Raw genomic sequence first — 16,072 nt, 5'->3', positions numbered from 1 at the left:
GCATCATTTTTAGCCGTTTGAAGAACATCTGGTTTACCATCTTCCTTCAACTCAAACTCAAACTCGTCTTTTTGTAGCTGACGACCTGTCAGAACTTTGTTCACTTCTAATCGAGCGAAAGTCTTTCCTGGAGTATAGCGATTCTCAAAAGTTGGGTTTTTAGTCTCCTCACCAGCTTTCGAATAAGTGATCTTTGTAACTTCAAGCTTTCCTCCCTTATCTTCGACAGTTACAGTTGCCGAGATAAGATTCGGTTCATATTCAACTCCTGGAACATCACCAGCTTTTTCACTAATGGTATAATGATAGATTCCTGCTTTAGTATATTTAAGCTCTTTGAATTGAACCTTACCATCAGCCGTATTTTTTACAGTTTCTAAAATCTTTTTATTTCGTTGTAGATCTTTGAGTTCAAATTCAAATTCACCTTCTTGAAGAGGACGACCTGTTAAAACCTTTTTCACTTCTAACTTAGCAGATGTTTTAACTGGAGTATAGCGATTATTGAAAGTTGGTTTTTTAATTTCTTCTCCATCTGTCATATAAGTCACTTTGCTAACTTCAAGTTTACCGGATTTCTCCTTGACTTCTACTGTTACCGTGATAAATTTTTGGTCATAGGTAACTCCTGGTGCAGAACCTTTGTTCTCTCGGATAAAATATTCATAAGTTCCTGCTTTAGTATATTCCAATGATTTGAAATTGACCTCACCATTGGCGTTATTTTTAACAGTTTGCAAGATTTTACCGACAGTTGGACTAACTTCAGTATTATCAACCAAATCAAACTCAAACTCTTGCGCTTTCAGTTTGCGACCAGTCAATGCTTTCTTAACGGAGAGTTGTACATTTGTTTTAGCAGCTGAGTATGTGTTCTTGAAAGTTTGATCATCATTTTCATAGAAAATTTCAGAATTCAGTTTTCCTTTGCCGTCATCTGTAACTTTGACAGTAACTTTTATTTCTTTCGAATCATAAGTGATACCACCTAGACCATTGTTTTTTTCTTTAATAGTGTAATGGTATTCACCTACTTTAGTATATTCAATCTGATCGAACTCGACTTTACCATTTGCATCGTTCGTCTTCACTTGATGTTTATGATCTTCTGTACCAGTTAATTCAAATTTAAATTCACCATTTTGAAGATCTCGACCAGTTAAAATCTTATTTACTTGTAATTTAGCAAAAGTTTTTCCTGGGGTATATTGATTGATAAAGGTTGGGTCCTTCGTCTCCAGTCCAGCTTTCGAATAAGTGACCTTTGTAACTTCAAGTTTTCCTCCCTTATCTTCGACGACTACAGTTGCCGAGATAAGATTTGGCTCATATACAACCCCTGGAACATTACCGGCTCTTTCAGTAATCGTATAATTGTAGGTTCCGGCTTTAGTATATTCAATCGAATCAAATTGAACCTTACCATCAACGCCATTTGATTTCGTTTGAATCGGGGTTAGTTCTCCCTCTTTCTTCAATTCAAATTGGAATTCACCCTCACGTAAACTGCGACCCGTCAGTTTCTTGTTCACCGATAGGCGTGTTTCCGTCTTATCAGGAGTATAAGTGTTCGTAAATGTCTTCTTCTCTGTTGAACTTCCTTGCTCTTTATAAGAAATCTTTGTAACAGCAAGTTTGCCCTCATTATCTCTGCCGACAGTAACTGTTACATCAATATCACTGATATCGTAGAACAAACCATGCTCTGGATGGTCTTCACGTTTTTCAGAAATTATATACTCGTAAGTTCCAACTTCAGTAAATGTCAACTCCTTAAACTTCACTAAACCATCACGATCATTCTTCACTGTATCTTCAAGATGTTTATCTGATTTTCTTTTTAATTCAAATGTAAATTCTTTATCTTTGAGTTGGCGACCGATCAATTCCTTCTTAACCTGAAGTTGAGCAGAAACTTTTTCGTTTTTCTTGTTGATGATGTCCTTTGTTACAGACTTAGTTGCTCCAAACTCTTCTGGCTTGACTTTGATTTCTTCAGTAGATAATTGATATCCTTCTGGAGCTTTTGTTTCTTTAATTGTATAAGTATCTTTTAAAAGCCCCGTTATTTCTGCATTCCCATTATTATCAGTCGTAACCGTCTTAATTACTTGTTTTGTTCTATCACGAATAACTTGGAATTCTGCTCCCTTAAGAGGTTTTCCTTGCTCATCTTTTTTATGAATTTTAATATTATAAACATAACCTTCAGCTTGTCCGCCACCTTCAAAATAGGAATTAGTGAAACTAACTTCTTTTTTCACTTGGCCGTTTGAGTATAGCTTGGCATTATTTACAAATTTTTCACCATCCACCGGAGTATAATTAGCCTTAACATCATAAGTAATGTAGTATCCATCTGTTGAGGAAAGATTCCCTAGTTGCAAGTTAAAACTCGTTTCTGTCCACGTTATCTTGGATTTAAACTGACTAGTTACATCAACTCGATTTTTAAATTCCCACTTATCGCCATCTGGTATCCATGTCCCTTTTTCAATTTTAAGAGTACCTTGAACATACTGCAAGCTATTATTTGGAAGATGGTCATATACAGAAGCATTAGGGATTGATATTCCTGAACGATTTACTGGAATTTGATAGTGTAAAACTTTACCTTCATCAATCCATCCGCTCTTGGTGATATCAGTTTTTTCAGCTGGTGGAAGACCTTCAAAGTCTACTTCACCAACTGCAATTGCTCTTTTGTTGATTGTGAGTTCTACTGATACCTTCTGTTTAGTTTTAACAACACTGTGGTCCACACGAGCATAGAAGAAAAAACTACCTGTTACACTAGAGTGTGTTTGTGCATAATCGGTGTATTTTAGTGTTATCGTCTTCGTTTGAGGGTCCACTGTCGCATGTGCTACTACTTGGCCGGTGCTATCTTTTAAATCAAAGCCTTTGGCATCCCAAAAAGTGATTTTATTCGGAAGTTGGATTGTTGTATGATCACCAGCTTTGACTACGTTATCAGGTAATTTAAATTCCCCTGTAATTCTAAAGTTTTCCCATTTTTTTAGGGAGTGATTGAGTGGATTCCCGTTTGCATCCTTGATTTGTAAATTAGTAATGACATCATCAACTTGTTTAACATCCAACGCACCAGCAGGAGCGGCTCTCCGTGTTCTTTTACTTCTCGGTGGAGCTCCTGGCTGAGTCTCACTCTTTTCCTCTACCTTACTAGCTTTTTGTGAAGATGTATCTTCTTTTACTTGACTAGCATCAGAGCTTTCTTCTTTTGAGGTGCTTGGCTTATTTTCCTGCTCATTTGAATTAGCTTCCGCTTTATTCTCAGTAGCAGGCTGCTGCCCCTGACTAGAACTAGTATCTGCTGTCTTTTGCGTTGACTCAGTAGGAGACGTTGGCTGTTCAGTCGTTCCTGTTTTCGGAGATGACTGAGTTGTCACTGTAGAAGATTGATTCGACAATGTCTGAGCAACAGCACTAGCTGGTGATAAGATTGTTGAAGCCAGCAATAATGCAACCCCAACAAGATTCATCGCTTTTTTAATCATGACGATTTCCTTTCTTTGGTTTTTCAGGACTTTGTACAAAAGTACAAAACTCCACTAATACCATTATATCAACTACCTTATAGTCCTTTCAAGCAAAATGCTCTATATTTTAGTTCTATTTCTTGACAAACTGTAAAGTTTTAAACACCCCATTGATATACAACAGGATATCTCGCAGGTGGTTTACAAAATGTAAACTTTTTTCGATGGTTTTGCTAGACTACATATATTTTTTAAATTAGAATATTTATAAGGAGGGAGCAAGATGGTACTTAATACGAGAGAAAAAATTCTAGAGGCTTTTTTTGAGCTTGCTATGGAACATCCAAATAAAATGCATTTTTCTTTAGCAGAAATTGCCAAAAAGGCTGGAATTTCAAGACAAGCCATTTACAAACGTCATTTCAATGGAAATCATGAAATTCTAGACTATATTCATAAAGAACTTGATGCTGAATTTCGAATGATTTTTCAAACTTATGATAAGAAAGTTTATCCTGATCCTTTTGTCTTTTTTGCAGAGGTAGTGATTCCTATCTTATACACCCACCGAAAACAAATCAGCTGTCTTTTTACAACAGCAGCAGATCCATATTGGAGGGAATTTTTACGAAATACCTATGGACAATGGATTGAACAGCATATTACGATTGACTATCAAACATTAAACATTCCAAAAGAAAAGGCTGCTCAAGTTCTTGTTAGAGGAATTTTGATCTTTATCGAAATTTGGATTACCCAACCTGAACCTACCCCTCCTGAACAATTTGCAGAAACCTTTTTAAAGTTGATTCATTTCCCTCTCACAGACTATGTTTGTTTCAAGCAAACTTCCTCTAATGACAAACTGATCGTTACAAACAGTTTGGAAGATAAAGAAAGGGAGTGAAACCGAACTAATCTTGAAAATTCTTAGTTCATAGTCTCATCTCCCATAGCTCTTCTGAGCTTGAAAAACGGATGAAGAAGTAAGTTGTCACGCTCACTTTTTATGTTATTTTTTTGTGGACTGGATAATCAGATAAAAAATCCATATCAACACCAATCCTGCTAAAGCAAAAAGACTTCTCGCTAAAAGCAACAGCTCCGGATTGAAGGTTAACATGCCCCCTGTCAATAATAAAGCCAGAAAGACAAGGCTTAGTACAAGACGATTGGTCAAAGATTCGATACGACGAAATCGTTGATTGTAGTCTATCAAGTCATGATTAACAACCAAGCGACCATTCACCACCTGCTCCACTAGCTGGTGGAGCCGTCTTGGAATGCTTTTCCCATGCCGCAGCAAGTAGAGCAGTTCGATTAAGAAAGAATCGTAACTCAAAGTCTGGTGCAAGATGTCTGATTTCATATTTTCGAGGAAATATTGCTTGGCTAAAGTCATCAGATTGATGTTAGGAGCTAACTCGCGAAAAAGGCCTTCAATTTGCAAAGCGGCTTTTTCTAAAATTGCCATCTGAGAAGGTACTTGTAAATGATGACGCCTACAAATCGCCACCACATCCTCAAACATATTTGTAATAGACAAGGAGCCTAACTCTAAATTGCCGTATTTGGTTAGCATACGTTCAACATCTTGCTCTAGTTGTAATTTATTGATTGGTTCACTAGCCGTCGTAATGGTCAGAATAGCCTGCGTCATCGAGTCAATGTCCTGTGTCGTAAAGCTAGACAACATGTCGTTTAGAGACATACGAAAACCCGTTTCCAATTCTCCCATAATCCCAAAATCAATAAAATAAATCTTTCCTTCATAGATTAAAAGATTACCTGGATGTGGATCACCATGAAAAAAGCCATCTTTAAATACCTGCTTGATAAAGCTCAACATGAGTTTCTGACCAATATCTGCCAAATCGTAACCCGCTTCTTGTAAAACAGCATATTGATTGATGCGGACGCCAGGAATGTATTCTTCCACAATTAAGTGTGGAGTAGTAAAGTCTGGATAGACTTTTGGCACGCCAACACAAGGAATCTCTTGATTGTAGCGAGCAAATTCGTCCATGTACTTAGCTTCATTGCGAAAGTCAATTTCGTTCAAGAGAGTGGTCTGTAACTGTTGCAGAATCTTTGGCAAATCCACCATAGGCAGCAAATGCTTAGGAAAATGACGAGCTAGGCGAATCAAGAGCGCAATGTCTTCTGTAATTTGCTCTTGAATATGCGGACGCTGAATTTTCAGCACAACTTCATCGCCATTTAACAAAACAGCACGGTGAGTTTGTGCGACGGAAGCACTTGCTAAATGTTCCTGCGAGACGTCTAAAAAAAGTTTCTCAATTGGGCGTTTTAATTCGTCTTCAATCGCAACCATGACAGTCTCTTTGTCCAAAGGTTTGACGTCATCTTGTAACTTGCTTAACTCTTTGATATAGATTTCTGGCAATAAGTCACTGCGAGTGGACAAAATTTGACCAATTTTTACAAAACTGGGTCCTAGTTGCTCAAAAGCTTCTCGCAATTGCTTAGGAGCTTTTTTCTCGTCCAGTGGCTTCCTTCGTTCTCTCAGATTGGACCAACCAACAGCACTAAAGGCTGTTAGAATCTCTCGTAAGCGTTTGTTTGCCATAAAGTTATCCTCCTTCTATTTATAATTGTCAATTTTTCTTTCAAATCCTGCTTTTAGTTTAGCAAAAAACGCAGTCTTTATAAAGTTGTGACTGCGTTATCATGGAAGACTATTCTTCTGTTTTCGAAAGCCCTTTAAATAATTGGTCTAGTTTGTCTTCTAATCGTTCAATATCTTGCTTGGTTGCATATACATTATCTATGTGTTCAACTTGACTTTCAGCGGTTTGTTCTTTTGCTTTGCGCTTTAATTCTGACTGAAGTTGCTTGCCTTCATCCACCGTTAAGCGACCTTTGGCAATCAATTCTTTGACAAATTCACTAGCTTTATCATAGGTCATGGAAGTCAATCCAATCCCTGCCAGCAAAACTTTTTTCAATTCGTCCATCTTGACACCTCCATATATGAGAATCTTTCCACCTTCATTATAGCGCTTTTGAGCTATTTATTCTAGAGAAAAATGAAGTAATAAATCATTTAGAGCACAAAACGTTAATAGTGATTCACTTAAACTTTTATAAAGGTTAATGTTAGCCTTATTTAAACAATAAAATACTTAAAATGGCTAAAATAGCGACCTCCTTGGATCAAGATGATTTTCTTATTAGTTGTTACTGCACCATATCCTGCGATACCAATGACAGACCAAACACAAAGAGTCACAATTTCTAGACGAGGACTGCCTTCATTTTGGACACCTACATGGGGACTCGGTGAATCCTGTAAAAGTTGCTTTTTTACAAGATTCATTACATCTAATCTCTCGTTTATTTTTGGGATTGCGACTTCGTTGAACATATCCATGCCCTTCTAAGAGCCTGAAATGCTGGGGCAATACTGCGCGGGATCAATTTTCAAGACTTCTTGCACAGCTGCCTGATTACACGGAATATGATTCATCAAAAATGCCACGTTAAGCTCATTACGCAAAGAATTGCGTGATAGCCTGTTCCGTTGAATGTAGTTGATATAGTAGGTGATGAATGGAACCCTAGTTCTCCTTTTTAGTTTTGGTGATTCGTCAACTATTGACAAGTCAATTGTGGACTATAAAAAAAGAAAAGCAACCATTTTGCTTCCCTTTAACGGATTATCTTTTGTATATCTACTAACTGATTGATTTTTTGATTGATCGTTGGTCGGTAATCACAGAAATTGATGGATTGAATACCGCTGTTAAAGGCAACATCTACATCTAGCATTCGGTCACCGATATAGTAAGTCAGTTCTTTATTCAACTGATATTTTTCCACCAGATAATCCACCCCTTCTGGATCAGGTTTTCTTGCAAATCCATTAGCCGTCGTCACAATTTCTGTGAAATAATCCAAAATATCTAAATCAGCTAAAACTTGGTAGGCATTTTCCCCCTTGTGGGTATAAACAAACTGCTGAATACCTGCTTCCTGCGCCCAAGCAAGGATTGTCTTAGCACCATCCATAAGCTCAATTTGAGCATTCTTCTCTTGCAAGCTTTGCCCTCTAAATTGATTCATCTCTTCTGCATTCAAGCCTTTTTTTACTGCGACTTTTTCTAGCAATTTTTGAACAGAATGCCGCAAAATATAAGCATGGATGCCCTCTCGGTCAAAATCCAATCCATAGTGAGTATAAGTTTCTTCAATCCCCGCCAAAATAGCGTCATAGGAATCTAGTAATGTTCCATCCAAATCCCAAATAAAAGCTCTTGTCATGTTCGCTCCCTCATTTTCCGTTGGTAGAGTATTTGTAAAAATAGCCAGCGAAAGCTATTGTCCAAAAGAGTAGCCGTCCAAACTCCAGGCAAGCCCAAGCCCAGCGTTACCCCCAGAAAATAGCCTGCTACAATGCGAATGAGCCACATACCAACCGTCGTGGCATAAAAAGGCAGCTTAGCATTGCCCAACCCTTGCCAAACAGCTGTATAGATGACTGTTCCTGCTGTCATAGGCACTCCCAAAAGTGAAAACAGAACAACAGACAAACTAGCCTGAACAGCACCACCGTCAGCTGTATAAAGTTGTGTTAACGGCTGCCCAAACCCAAAAAGAAACAGAGCTATCGGTAACATGAGGCTTAGAGATAACCAGTACGTCTGCTTTGTCAGCCTCCTAACTGCTTGAAGGTCTGCTTGTCCCACTGCATGAGCTACCAACATGACTGTTGCAGTAGCGACACCAAAGCTCGGCATGTAGTTAAACTGGGTCAGAACCTCTCCAATAGCATTTCCTGCGACGGCATCTGTCCCGAATTTAACAATAATAGCAATCATCACAACATCCCCAGCTCGCATCATCAATCGTTCCCCAGCAGCTGGCAGAGATAAGCGCAGCAGTTCCCAATCCAGCTTCCAACTCCAAGGCGCCAAAGGTAGCGACAATTCTTTCCATAAAATGAAGACGCCCACCAGACGAGCTAAAATGGTTCCCAATGCCACTCCAACAATTCCCATGTGGAAAATAAAAATTGCAATGCTGGAAAAAAGAACATTAAGTAGATTGCTAAAAAAGCTGACATACATAGGCAGGCGGAGATTGCTGGTCGCTCGAACCAAAGCCCCTAGACTTGTCATCATTCCCAAAAGAACAATTGTTCCTCCGATTAAAGCGAGATAGAGACCACCTGCATTAGCGACTGCAGGCTCCGTTCCCAACCAAGCCAATATTTGCTGTCCAAAAGCAAGCGAGAAAAGTCCCAGAAACCCACTCAGCATCAGGGTCAATTTAATGGCTTCACTAGTATGATAAGCTAGATTATCTCGGTCTCCTTCTCCTAAACTCTTAGAAATTAGACTGGATACCGCTGATCCTAGCGCAATAAAAATGGCCTGGTAAATGCTAATCATATTGCCAGCAACCGAAACTCCTGAAATAGCCACCAGACCTAGACTAGCTACTAAATACGAATCTACCATTCCCATTAGCATCTGCAAAAAGTTTTCTACCATGGCTGGCAAAGCTATGTTTAAAATCTTTTTATAAGTAGTCATGCATTATGAAACTCCTGCTCTGATTATCCCCTTTGCTGTACGAGACGTGCAATAGACTGTTTACATACTTTTACAAGCCGAAAACACTCAGGTGAGTCCCCTCTGAGTGTTGAAAATGGTTAAAGCCCTAAATCCTTTTCTACTGCCGCCTGCATCTGGTCAGCAGCAACAATCATTTTATGGCGGACTTCAGCCGTTTCTATGCCATCCACGGCTGCTGGAATTGACACACCAGTAAGATCATGTAACTGAGCCAAAGCTTCAAAATCACTCAGTCCGGTTTGTCCAGTCACAGCTTCGACTGCAACAACTGGGAATTTGTAAGGACTGGCAGTTGAAACAACGACTGTCTTCGTGTCGTCACCTGTTTTGGTACGATATTTTTGATAAACGGCTGATGCTACTGCTGTATGCGGATCTTCAATATAGTTAGATATTTCATAAACCCGTTTGATTTCAGCCGCGGTCTCCACTTCTGTGGCATATTCAGCCGCAAAGAGTGCTAGCATTTCTGAGTCAAAGTTGGTCAACTCATACTGACCATGTTTTTTGAGATTGGTCATCAACTCTGCTGTCTTTTCGGCATTATTTCCTAACAGGTGGAAAATCAAGCGCTCTAGATTTGAAGAAACTAAAATGTCCATAGACGGGCTAGATGTCACCTTGAAACAGCGCTTCTTATCATAGATATGTGTTTTAAAGAAATCTGTCAAGACATTATTTTCGTTGGAAGCACAGATTAACTTGCCAACTGGAAGACCTATTTGTTTAGCATAGTAGGCTGCCAAGATATTACCGAAGTTTCCAGTTGGTACAGAAAAATTGACTGCTTCACCAGCTCGAATCTGATCGGTTTTGACCAATTGTGCATAGGCATAGACATAATAAACAATCTGTGGCACCAAGCGCCCGATATTCATGGAGTTGGCGGAAGAAAATTGCGACTTGTGTTCTGCTAGTTTTTTGCGAAGCACAGCGTTATTAAACATCTGCTTGACATTGGTCTGAGCATCATCAAAATTCCCTTCAATAGCCACTACATGAGTATTGTCCCCTGTCTGAGTCGTCATTTGCAGCTCCTGAACCTTGCTGACACCGTCTTTCGGATAAAAGACGATAATCTCGGTCCCAGGAACGTCTGCAAAGCCTGCCATAGCTGCCTTACCCGTGTCGCCAGAAGTCGCCGTCAGAATGACAATTTTATTTTCCAAGCCATGCTTTTTCGCTGCAGTCGTCAGTAAATGCGGAAGGATGGACAAGGCCATATCCTTAAAAGCAATGGTCGAACCATGAAAAAGCTCTAAATTGTACTGACCATCTAGCTTGATTAAGGGAGCAATGTTCGGCGTATCAAACTTGTTATCGTAAGCATGGGCAATACAATCATCTAGCTCTTGATCTGTGAAATCATCTAAGAAAGCAGATAAAATTAATTTTGCTACTTCTTGATAGGAAGCGTCTTTTAGTTTTGCAAAATCCAACTCGACCTGAGGATAAGAAATTGGAGTAAAGAGACCGCCATCTGTTGCCAATCCCTGCAAAATAGCTCGGCTGGCTGTCGTTGTATTGTTTGCGTCACGTGTTGATTGATAAACTAAAGTCATAAATTTTTATCCCTTTCGTGTAGTCTGTTCTATTATAACATGACTTATCAGAAAATTCTCGCATTTCTATGGAAAATACTAATGTGCGTAAACTTTTGGTTTCTTCTTGCTTGCACGTCTAATCATCGAAAAGAAAAACAGACGTCAACTCATCAAAGCATCGTCCGTTTTGTTTTTTGATTATCGTTGTCAGCCATAGAACTGAATGTCAGTGACAGTGATTTTAAATATCGAGTATCCCACTACCGACTTATTACACAACATTATTTCACTTTCATAACTCTCACTAGACTAGCTCGTTCAGCTTCTTCTAGCTTCATTTCGATATAATGAATGGTTTCTATGAGATCTGGAATAGTTGCATACTCTAAGCCATTGACCCGGCGGCGAGTTTTTTCAATTTCATCCGCCATCAACTGACAGCTCTTTTCAATCTCTGCTAAGCGCAAAAGATCTGGCAATAGGTTACTCATATCTTCAATCGTCTCATCCATCTGGCTGTTGGATGCCACGTAGCTATAAACCACATCTCCCTCATCATCACCGTAAGGATTGGCAATATGGGCATGCATCTTAGGAACTCGCACGCTCATGATATTTTCCTGTTCGATATGGAGATTGATTTCTCGCATAGGGACAGCAAAAATTTCTTCCACCATAAGGTCGCTTTCCAAAGCTTTTGCCAACACAAAGTCCTGCATATGACCAACGAGAGCTTCTTCAACTTTTTGGCGAAGGCGATTATTTTCGCGAACAGCTTCAATGAAACGACGCATCAGTTCATCTCGCTTATCCTTGAGAAGTTTATGACCGCGAGTAGCTGTTTTCAGGCGCTCTTTTAGATTGTTGAGTTCCATTCGAGTGGGTTTGATATTCAAACGAGTCATCGGCTCACCTCCTTAAGCTTGCCGCCTACTTTCTGGTAAATATTGGTCGATCATATCATCCTTAATCCGCTTAAGCTCCGTCCGTGGCAAGATAGACAACAATTCCCAACCTAAATCTAGGCTTTCTTCAATCGTTCGATTGGTATAAAATCCTTGATTGATATATTCTTTTTCGAATCGCTCAGTAAATTGTACATAGAGTTTATCCGTATCAGATAATGCAGACTCTCCTAGTACAACTGCTAATTCTTTGGCCTGTTTCCCTTGTGCATAAGCCGCAAAAAGCTGATTCATCGTTGCCGCGTGGTCTCCCCGAGTCTTTCCTTCGCCAGATCCTTTGTCCTTGAGACGTGAAAGGGACGGTAACACATTAATCGGCGGACGATAACCACTATTGTAAAGGTCACGCGACAGGATAATCTGACCTTCAGTAATGTAGCCAGTCAAATCAGGAATGGGATGAGTGATATCATCCTCAGGCATGGTAAGAATTGGAATTTGTGTGACCGAGCCTTTCTTCCCTACCAAACGTCCCGCACGCTCATACAGAGTGGATAGATTGGTATAAAGATACCCCGGATAGCCTCGGCGTCCTGGCACCTCTCGACGAGCAGCGGATACTTCTCGCAAGGCCTCACAGTAGTTCGTCATATCTGTCATGATGACGAGAACGTGCATGTCCTTTTCATAAGCCAAGTATTCGGCAGCCGTCAAGGCAATTCGTGGTGTCGCAATCCGCTCAATAGCAGGATCATTTGCTAGATTGATAAAGAGGATAGAGCGGTCAATGGCCCCCGTCTCCCGCAAGTCATTCATAAAAAATTCGGCTTCTTCAAAGGTCGTCCCCATAGCCGCAAAAACGACTGCAAAATTTTCTTCTGAATTGAGCACAGTAGCTTGACGAGCAATCTGAGCAGCCAATTCCTTATGAGGCAGGCCCGATCCAGAAAAGACTGGCAGTTTTTGACCACGTACCAAAGTATTGAGGTGATCAATAGCTGAAATCCCAGTCTGAATGAACTCATCAGGATAATCTCTTGCTACTGGATTGATCGCTTGACCGTCAATGTCCAGGTATTTCTCAGGCAAAATATCTGGACCACCATCAATAGGCTTACCCATCCCATTGAAAATCCTTCCGACCATATCTTCTGATACTGGCAACTCAAGAGGATGACCGGTAAAACGCACCTTAGTTTTCCCTAGATTGATTCCGCTAGAGCCTTCAAACAGCTGCACCATCGCCTTATCTTCTTGCACTTCTAAGACCTGCCCTTGACGCTTCGTTCCATCATGGAGTTGGATTTCCACTAATTCATTGAAATGCACCCCTTCTACTCGATCCACAATCATCAAAGGGCCGACAACTTCACTGACGGTACGGTATTCTTTAATCACGTTCATTGGTTGCTCCTCCTTGGGCAAGAATATCATGCAGTTTTTCCCGAATAGCGGTATCCAAACTGCGAATTGCTTCCAACTGATCCTCTGGGATAAATTTAGAGCGGGCAATCTGATCTCTCAACTCTACAGTACCGTTCATAATCTCAGTAAAATAGGCCCCTAAATTCAAAGAACGATTAGCTTCTTCATCAAACGTTAGGATATTAGTAAGAAGAGCTACTTGTTTTTTAAAGGAAGTGTAGGTATCCACTTCGTCAAAAGCATTCTGCTGCAGGTAGTCCTCACGGATCATTTTTGCTGTATTCATGGTAAGACGATCCTTTTCAGACAGCGAATCCAGGCCAACCAACCGTACGATTTCTTGTAGTTCACTCTCTTTTTGAAGAATGTTCATTGCCTTGGTTATCTTTTCTGACCAAGTCAACTGTTCATGCTGATTGATATAGTGCCCTACCTCATCTTGATAAAGTGAGTAAGAACTAAGCCAGTTGATAGCCGGAAAGTGACGACGTTGTGCCAACTGAGCGTCCAATCCCCAGAAGACCTTGACAATCCGTAGAGTATTTTGCGTGACGGGCTCCGAAATATCTCCACCTGGAGGGGAAACCGCACCAATTGCAGTAATACTTCCCTCGCGCTCGTCACTACCTAAGGTTTTCACCCGACCAGCTCGTTCGTAATATTCAGCAATCCGACTGCCGAGATAGGCAGGATAGCCTTCATCGCCCGGCATTTCTTCCAAACGCCCGGACATTTCCCGCAGAGCTTCTGCCCAACGTGAGGTCGAATCTGCCATAATGGCCACAGAGTAGCCCATATCTCGGAAGTACTCAGCAATTGTAATTCCTGTATAGATAGAAGCCTCACGCGCCGCAACTGGCATGTTGGACGTGTTCGCAATAAGAACGGTTCGTTGCATAATTGACTGACCAGTTACTGGATCAATTAGCTCTGGAAATTCATTTAAGACATCCGTCATTTCATTGCCTCGCTCGCCACAACCAACATAAATCACGATGTCCACATTAGCAAATTTGGCAACCTGATGCTGAACAACGGTCTTGCCAGCTCCAAATGGGCCAGGAACAGCAGCAGCCCCGCCCTTAGTGACTGGGAAAAAGGTATCAATCACGCGTTGACCCGTCACCAAAGGTTCCTCTGGGATCAGCTTTTGAGCAAATGGACGGCCTCTCCGGACTGGCCACCTCTGCATGAGACTGCCGACAAAGACAGAACCATCCGCACGCTCAACTTCATAGACTGCTTCTTCGACCGTGAAGCTACCAGCTTCAATAGCCGTCAGCCGACCACTAACACCAACTGGTACCAGAATACGATGCACTACCAGCTCGGTTTCTTGAACGGTGCCTAGAATATCTCCAGCTTGGACTTCATCGCCGACAGCTAGACAAGGTACAAAGTCCCACTTAGTCTCACGATTCAGATTAGGCAGCTGAACTCCACGTACCAGAAAATCACTCTGTGTCACCGTTTGAAAGCGTGCCAAAGGACGTTGAATGCCATCAAACATTTGCGAAATCAGCCCCGGCCCCAACTCAACCGATAACGGACTCCCTGTTGTTTCTACTGGTTCTCCTGGCCCAAGACCAGAGGTTTCTTCGTATACCTGAATAGAAGCCTCATCTTGACGCATCTCGATGATCTCCCCAATCAAGCCCAAATTGCCTACATGACAAATATCCTGAATGTTCGCTTCCTGCATTCCAGAAGCAACCACCAAAGGACCTGAAACTTTTATAATCTTTCCTTGACTCAAGTCTTGCTCCTTCTAATTTAAAATATTTTGTCCGACTGCTTTTTCTACATTCTCACGAATGCGTCCCCGTCCTAATCCCGTTATTCCTTTATGAGTCGGGATTAAAATAATCGCCGGCAGCACTTGCTTATCATAGTAAGCCAATGTTTCAGGGATTTCTGCAGCCACATCCTCTGTCAAATAAATAATGGCAAAATCTTCTCGACTCAGTCGGCGTAAAGCATTCACAGCATCAGCTGCTCCTGTGACTGGAAAAGTCTGAAAACCAATTAGACGAAAAGGTAGAATGGCATCACGATTTCCTACCACACCAATTTTATAAGTTTTACTGGCCATAAATCGGTCTCATCCTTTCTTTAATGTTTTCTACTGGAAGCTGATTTGTCAAACCGGTCAAAATAAGTCGAAGATTTTTCACTTCTAGCTCTTTCCCCAATAAATAGCGAGCTAATGGAAGTGGACCACTTGTTTCAAATCGTCCTTGCTCTAAGAGTTTAAACGGAACCAAGTCTGCTAAATATTCCAGTTCAAGATTTGTCAGCTTCTCCAAATGCATTTTTTCTTCATAAGAGCGCAATTCTGCATCAAATTCTAATGGGTTTACTTGAGAAAACCAGTCCGTTAGTTGCCCTTTTTCTGCTAACTCAATCCACTCTGCACTTGTCAAAGACCCATCATCAGATAAGAGTTGTGTCATAAAACTATGCGGTTTTTGGTGACGAATGGCACGCTGCACCGTTGTTGCATTGTAAAAATCAATCGTCAACCGTACCAACTGCTTAAGCCGCTCATCTTCAAATTCAGATTCCAACCTTTTTAAGTGCGCGAAATAAGCTAGATCCATTCCGATTTCTAGAACACGCACATCTTGGTAATCCTGATATTCTGCCCAAGTTGCTTCTATTTCATCCACCATCAATTTTGGACAGTATTCCGTGGAAAAGATTGTAATCAGCTGTTCCAGCATGTCTAACGAATATGACCCGACAGGAATCAACAGATGCTTTAAATTTAAGCCTGTTGCCTTGTGCTTAAGCAACACTTTAAGATTGTGATAGGTATATTTAAGCGTGAAAAACTCCACCAAAGCAGATGTTGGACTGACTTCAAAAGCCCATGTATACTCTGCAAACAAATGCTTCATGAGAAATCTCTCAATTGTATTTAAGTCAGTTAGTTGTTCATGATTCGGATTATATGCTGTCCCTTCCAAAGCTGCTGATCGACTTTCAGAAGTTGAAGCTCGCAACAACTGCTCATACTGCGCAGGACTTAAGAAACTACTCTCATGAATACTAATTTCCGTATTAACTTGTGCGAAAGTATTGTCATTCATGAACAG

At 40.7% G+C, this 16,072-nt stretch carries 12 protein-coding genes and 1 pseudogene; 1 reads left to right on the top strand and 12 read right to left on the bottom strand.

The genetic code is table 11. The annotated features are described in order from the left end of the window. Nucleotides 1-3,518: Spy0128 family protein (locus HMPREF1514_RS00435; RefSeq protein ID WP_037596395.1), on the bottom strand; the 3,518-nt coding region annotated here is incomplete at its 3' end. Between the two features lie 265 nt (nucleotides 3,519-3,783). Between HMPREF1514_RS00435 and HMPREF1514_RS00430 the strand changes: the two genes are divergently transcribed. After that, entirely contained in the window at nucleotides 3,784-4,407 is a 624-nt protein-coding gene (locus tag HMPREF1514_RS00430) for a TetR/AcrR family transcriptional regulator (protein WP_022526405.1), read from the top strand. Nucleotides 4,408-4,512: 105 nt separating this feature from the next. On the opposite strand, the gene HMPREF1514_RS00425 is transcribed toward HMPREF1514_RS00430, so the two are convergent. The 11 genes and pseudogenes from HMPREF1514_RS00425 to HMPREF1514_RS00375 all read right to left on the bottom strand — a co-directional run bounded on the left by HMPREF1514_RS00425 (nucleotide 4,513) and on the right by HMPREF1514_RS00375 (nucleotide 16,066). Next, complete coding sequence (locus tag HMPREF1514_RS00425) at nucleotides 4,513-6,090, bottom strand: ABC1 kinase family protein (RefSeq protein ID WP_037596392.1); 1,578 nt, start codon at nucleotides 6,088-6,090, stop codon at nucleotides 4,513-4,515. Between the two features lie 109 nt (nucleotides 6,091-6,199). Further along, nucleotides 6,200-6,478, bottom strand: coding sequence for a phasin family protein (locus HMPREF1514_RS00420; RefSeq protein WP_037596389.1), 279 nt, complete (start codon nucleotides 6,476-6,478; stop codon nucleotides 6,200-6,202). Nucleotides 6,479-6,626: 148 nt separating this feature from the next. Then, nucleotides 6,627-6,771, bottom strand: a pseudogene (locus tag HMPREF1514_RS09785) (DUF1304 family protein); the annotation flags it as partial. A gap of 401 nt (nucleotides 6,772-7,172) precedes the next feature. Beyond that, nucleotides 7,173-7,784 carry an HAD-IA family hydrolase gene (locus tag HMPREF1514_RS00410; protein ID WP_037596387.1) on the bottom strand — a complete coding sequence of 204 codons (612 nt, stop codon included), beginning with the start codon at nucleotides 7,782-7,784 and terminating at the stop codon, nucleotides 7,173-7,175. Beyond that, entirely contained in the window at nucleotides 7,781-9,058 is a 1,278-nt protein-coding gene (locus HMPREF1514_RS00405; protein WP_037596385.1) for an MATE family efflux transporter, read from the bottom strand. The genes HMPREF1514_RS00410 and HMPREF1514_RS00405 overlap by 4 nt, the downstream gene beginning before the upstream one ends. A 119-nt stretch (nucleotides 9,059-9,177) precedes the next feature. Then, on the bottom strand, nucleotides 9,178-10,662 hold the full coding sequence (thrC, locus tag HMPREF1514_RS00400; RefSeq protein WP_037596382.1) for a threonine synthase: 1,485 nt from the start codon (nucleotides 10,660-10,662) through the stop codon (nucleotides 9,178-9,180). Nucleotides 10,663-10,925: 263 nt separating this feature from the next. Next, nucleotides 10,926-11,549: a V-type ATP synthase subunit D gene (locus HMPREF1514_RS00395; RefSeq protein WP_003077697.1), complete on the bottom strand. Its 624-nt coding sequence runs from the start codon at nucleotides 11,547-11,549 to the stop codon at nucleotides 10,926-10,928. 12 nt (nucleotides 11,550-11,561) lie between these two features. After that, a complete protein-coding gene (locus HMPREF1514_RS00390) occupies nucleotides 11,562-12,953 on the bottom strand; it encodes a V-type ATP synthase subunit B (RefSeq protein WP_003071147.1) in 1,392 nt (463 codons plus the stop codon). Then, the gene (locus tag HMPREF1514_RS00385) at nucleotides 12,940-14,730 is read right to left on the bottom strand and encodes a V-type ATP synthase subunit A (RefSeq protein ID WP_037596378.1); all 1,791 of its coding nucleotides are present in this window, start codon (nucleotides 14,728-14,730) and stop codon (nucleotides 12,940-12,942) included. The genes HMPREF1514_RS00390 and HMPREF1514_RS00385 overlap by 14 nt, the downstream gene beginning before the upstream one ends. Before the next feature lie 12 nt (nucleotides 14,731-14,742). Further along, nucleotides 14,743-15,066 (bottom strand): V-type ATP synthase subunit F, encoded by a 324-nt coding sequence (locus HMPREF1514_RS00380; RefSeq protein ID WP_006270371.1) that lies wholly within the window; start codon nucleotides 15,064-15,066, stop codon nucleotides 14,743-14,745. Then, entirely contained in the window at nucleotides 15,056-16,066 is a 1,011-nt protein-coding gene (locus tag HMPREF1514_RS00375; RefSeq protein WP_037596376.1) for a V-type ATPase subunit, read from the bottom strand. The genes HMPREF1514_RS00380 and HMPREF1514_RS00375 overlap by 11 nt, the downstream gene beginning before the upstream one ends. Between the last annotated feature and the right edge of the window lie 6 nt (nucleotides 16,067-16,072).

Origin of the sequence: Streptococcus sp. AS20, assembly GCF_000524255.1 — a bacterium.
GTDB classification, from domain to species: domain Bacteria; phylum Bacillota; class Bacilli; order Lactobacillales; family Streptococcaceae; genus Streptococcus; species Streptococcus constellatus.
This window is presented reverse-complemented; position numbering and strand designations above follow the sequence as displayed.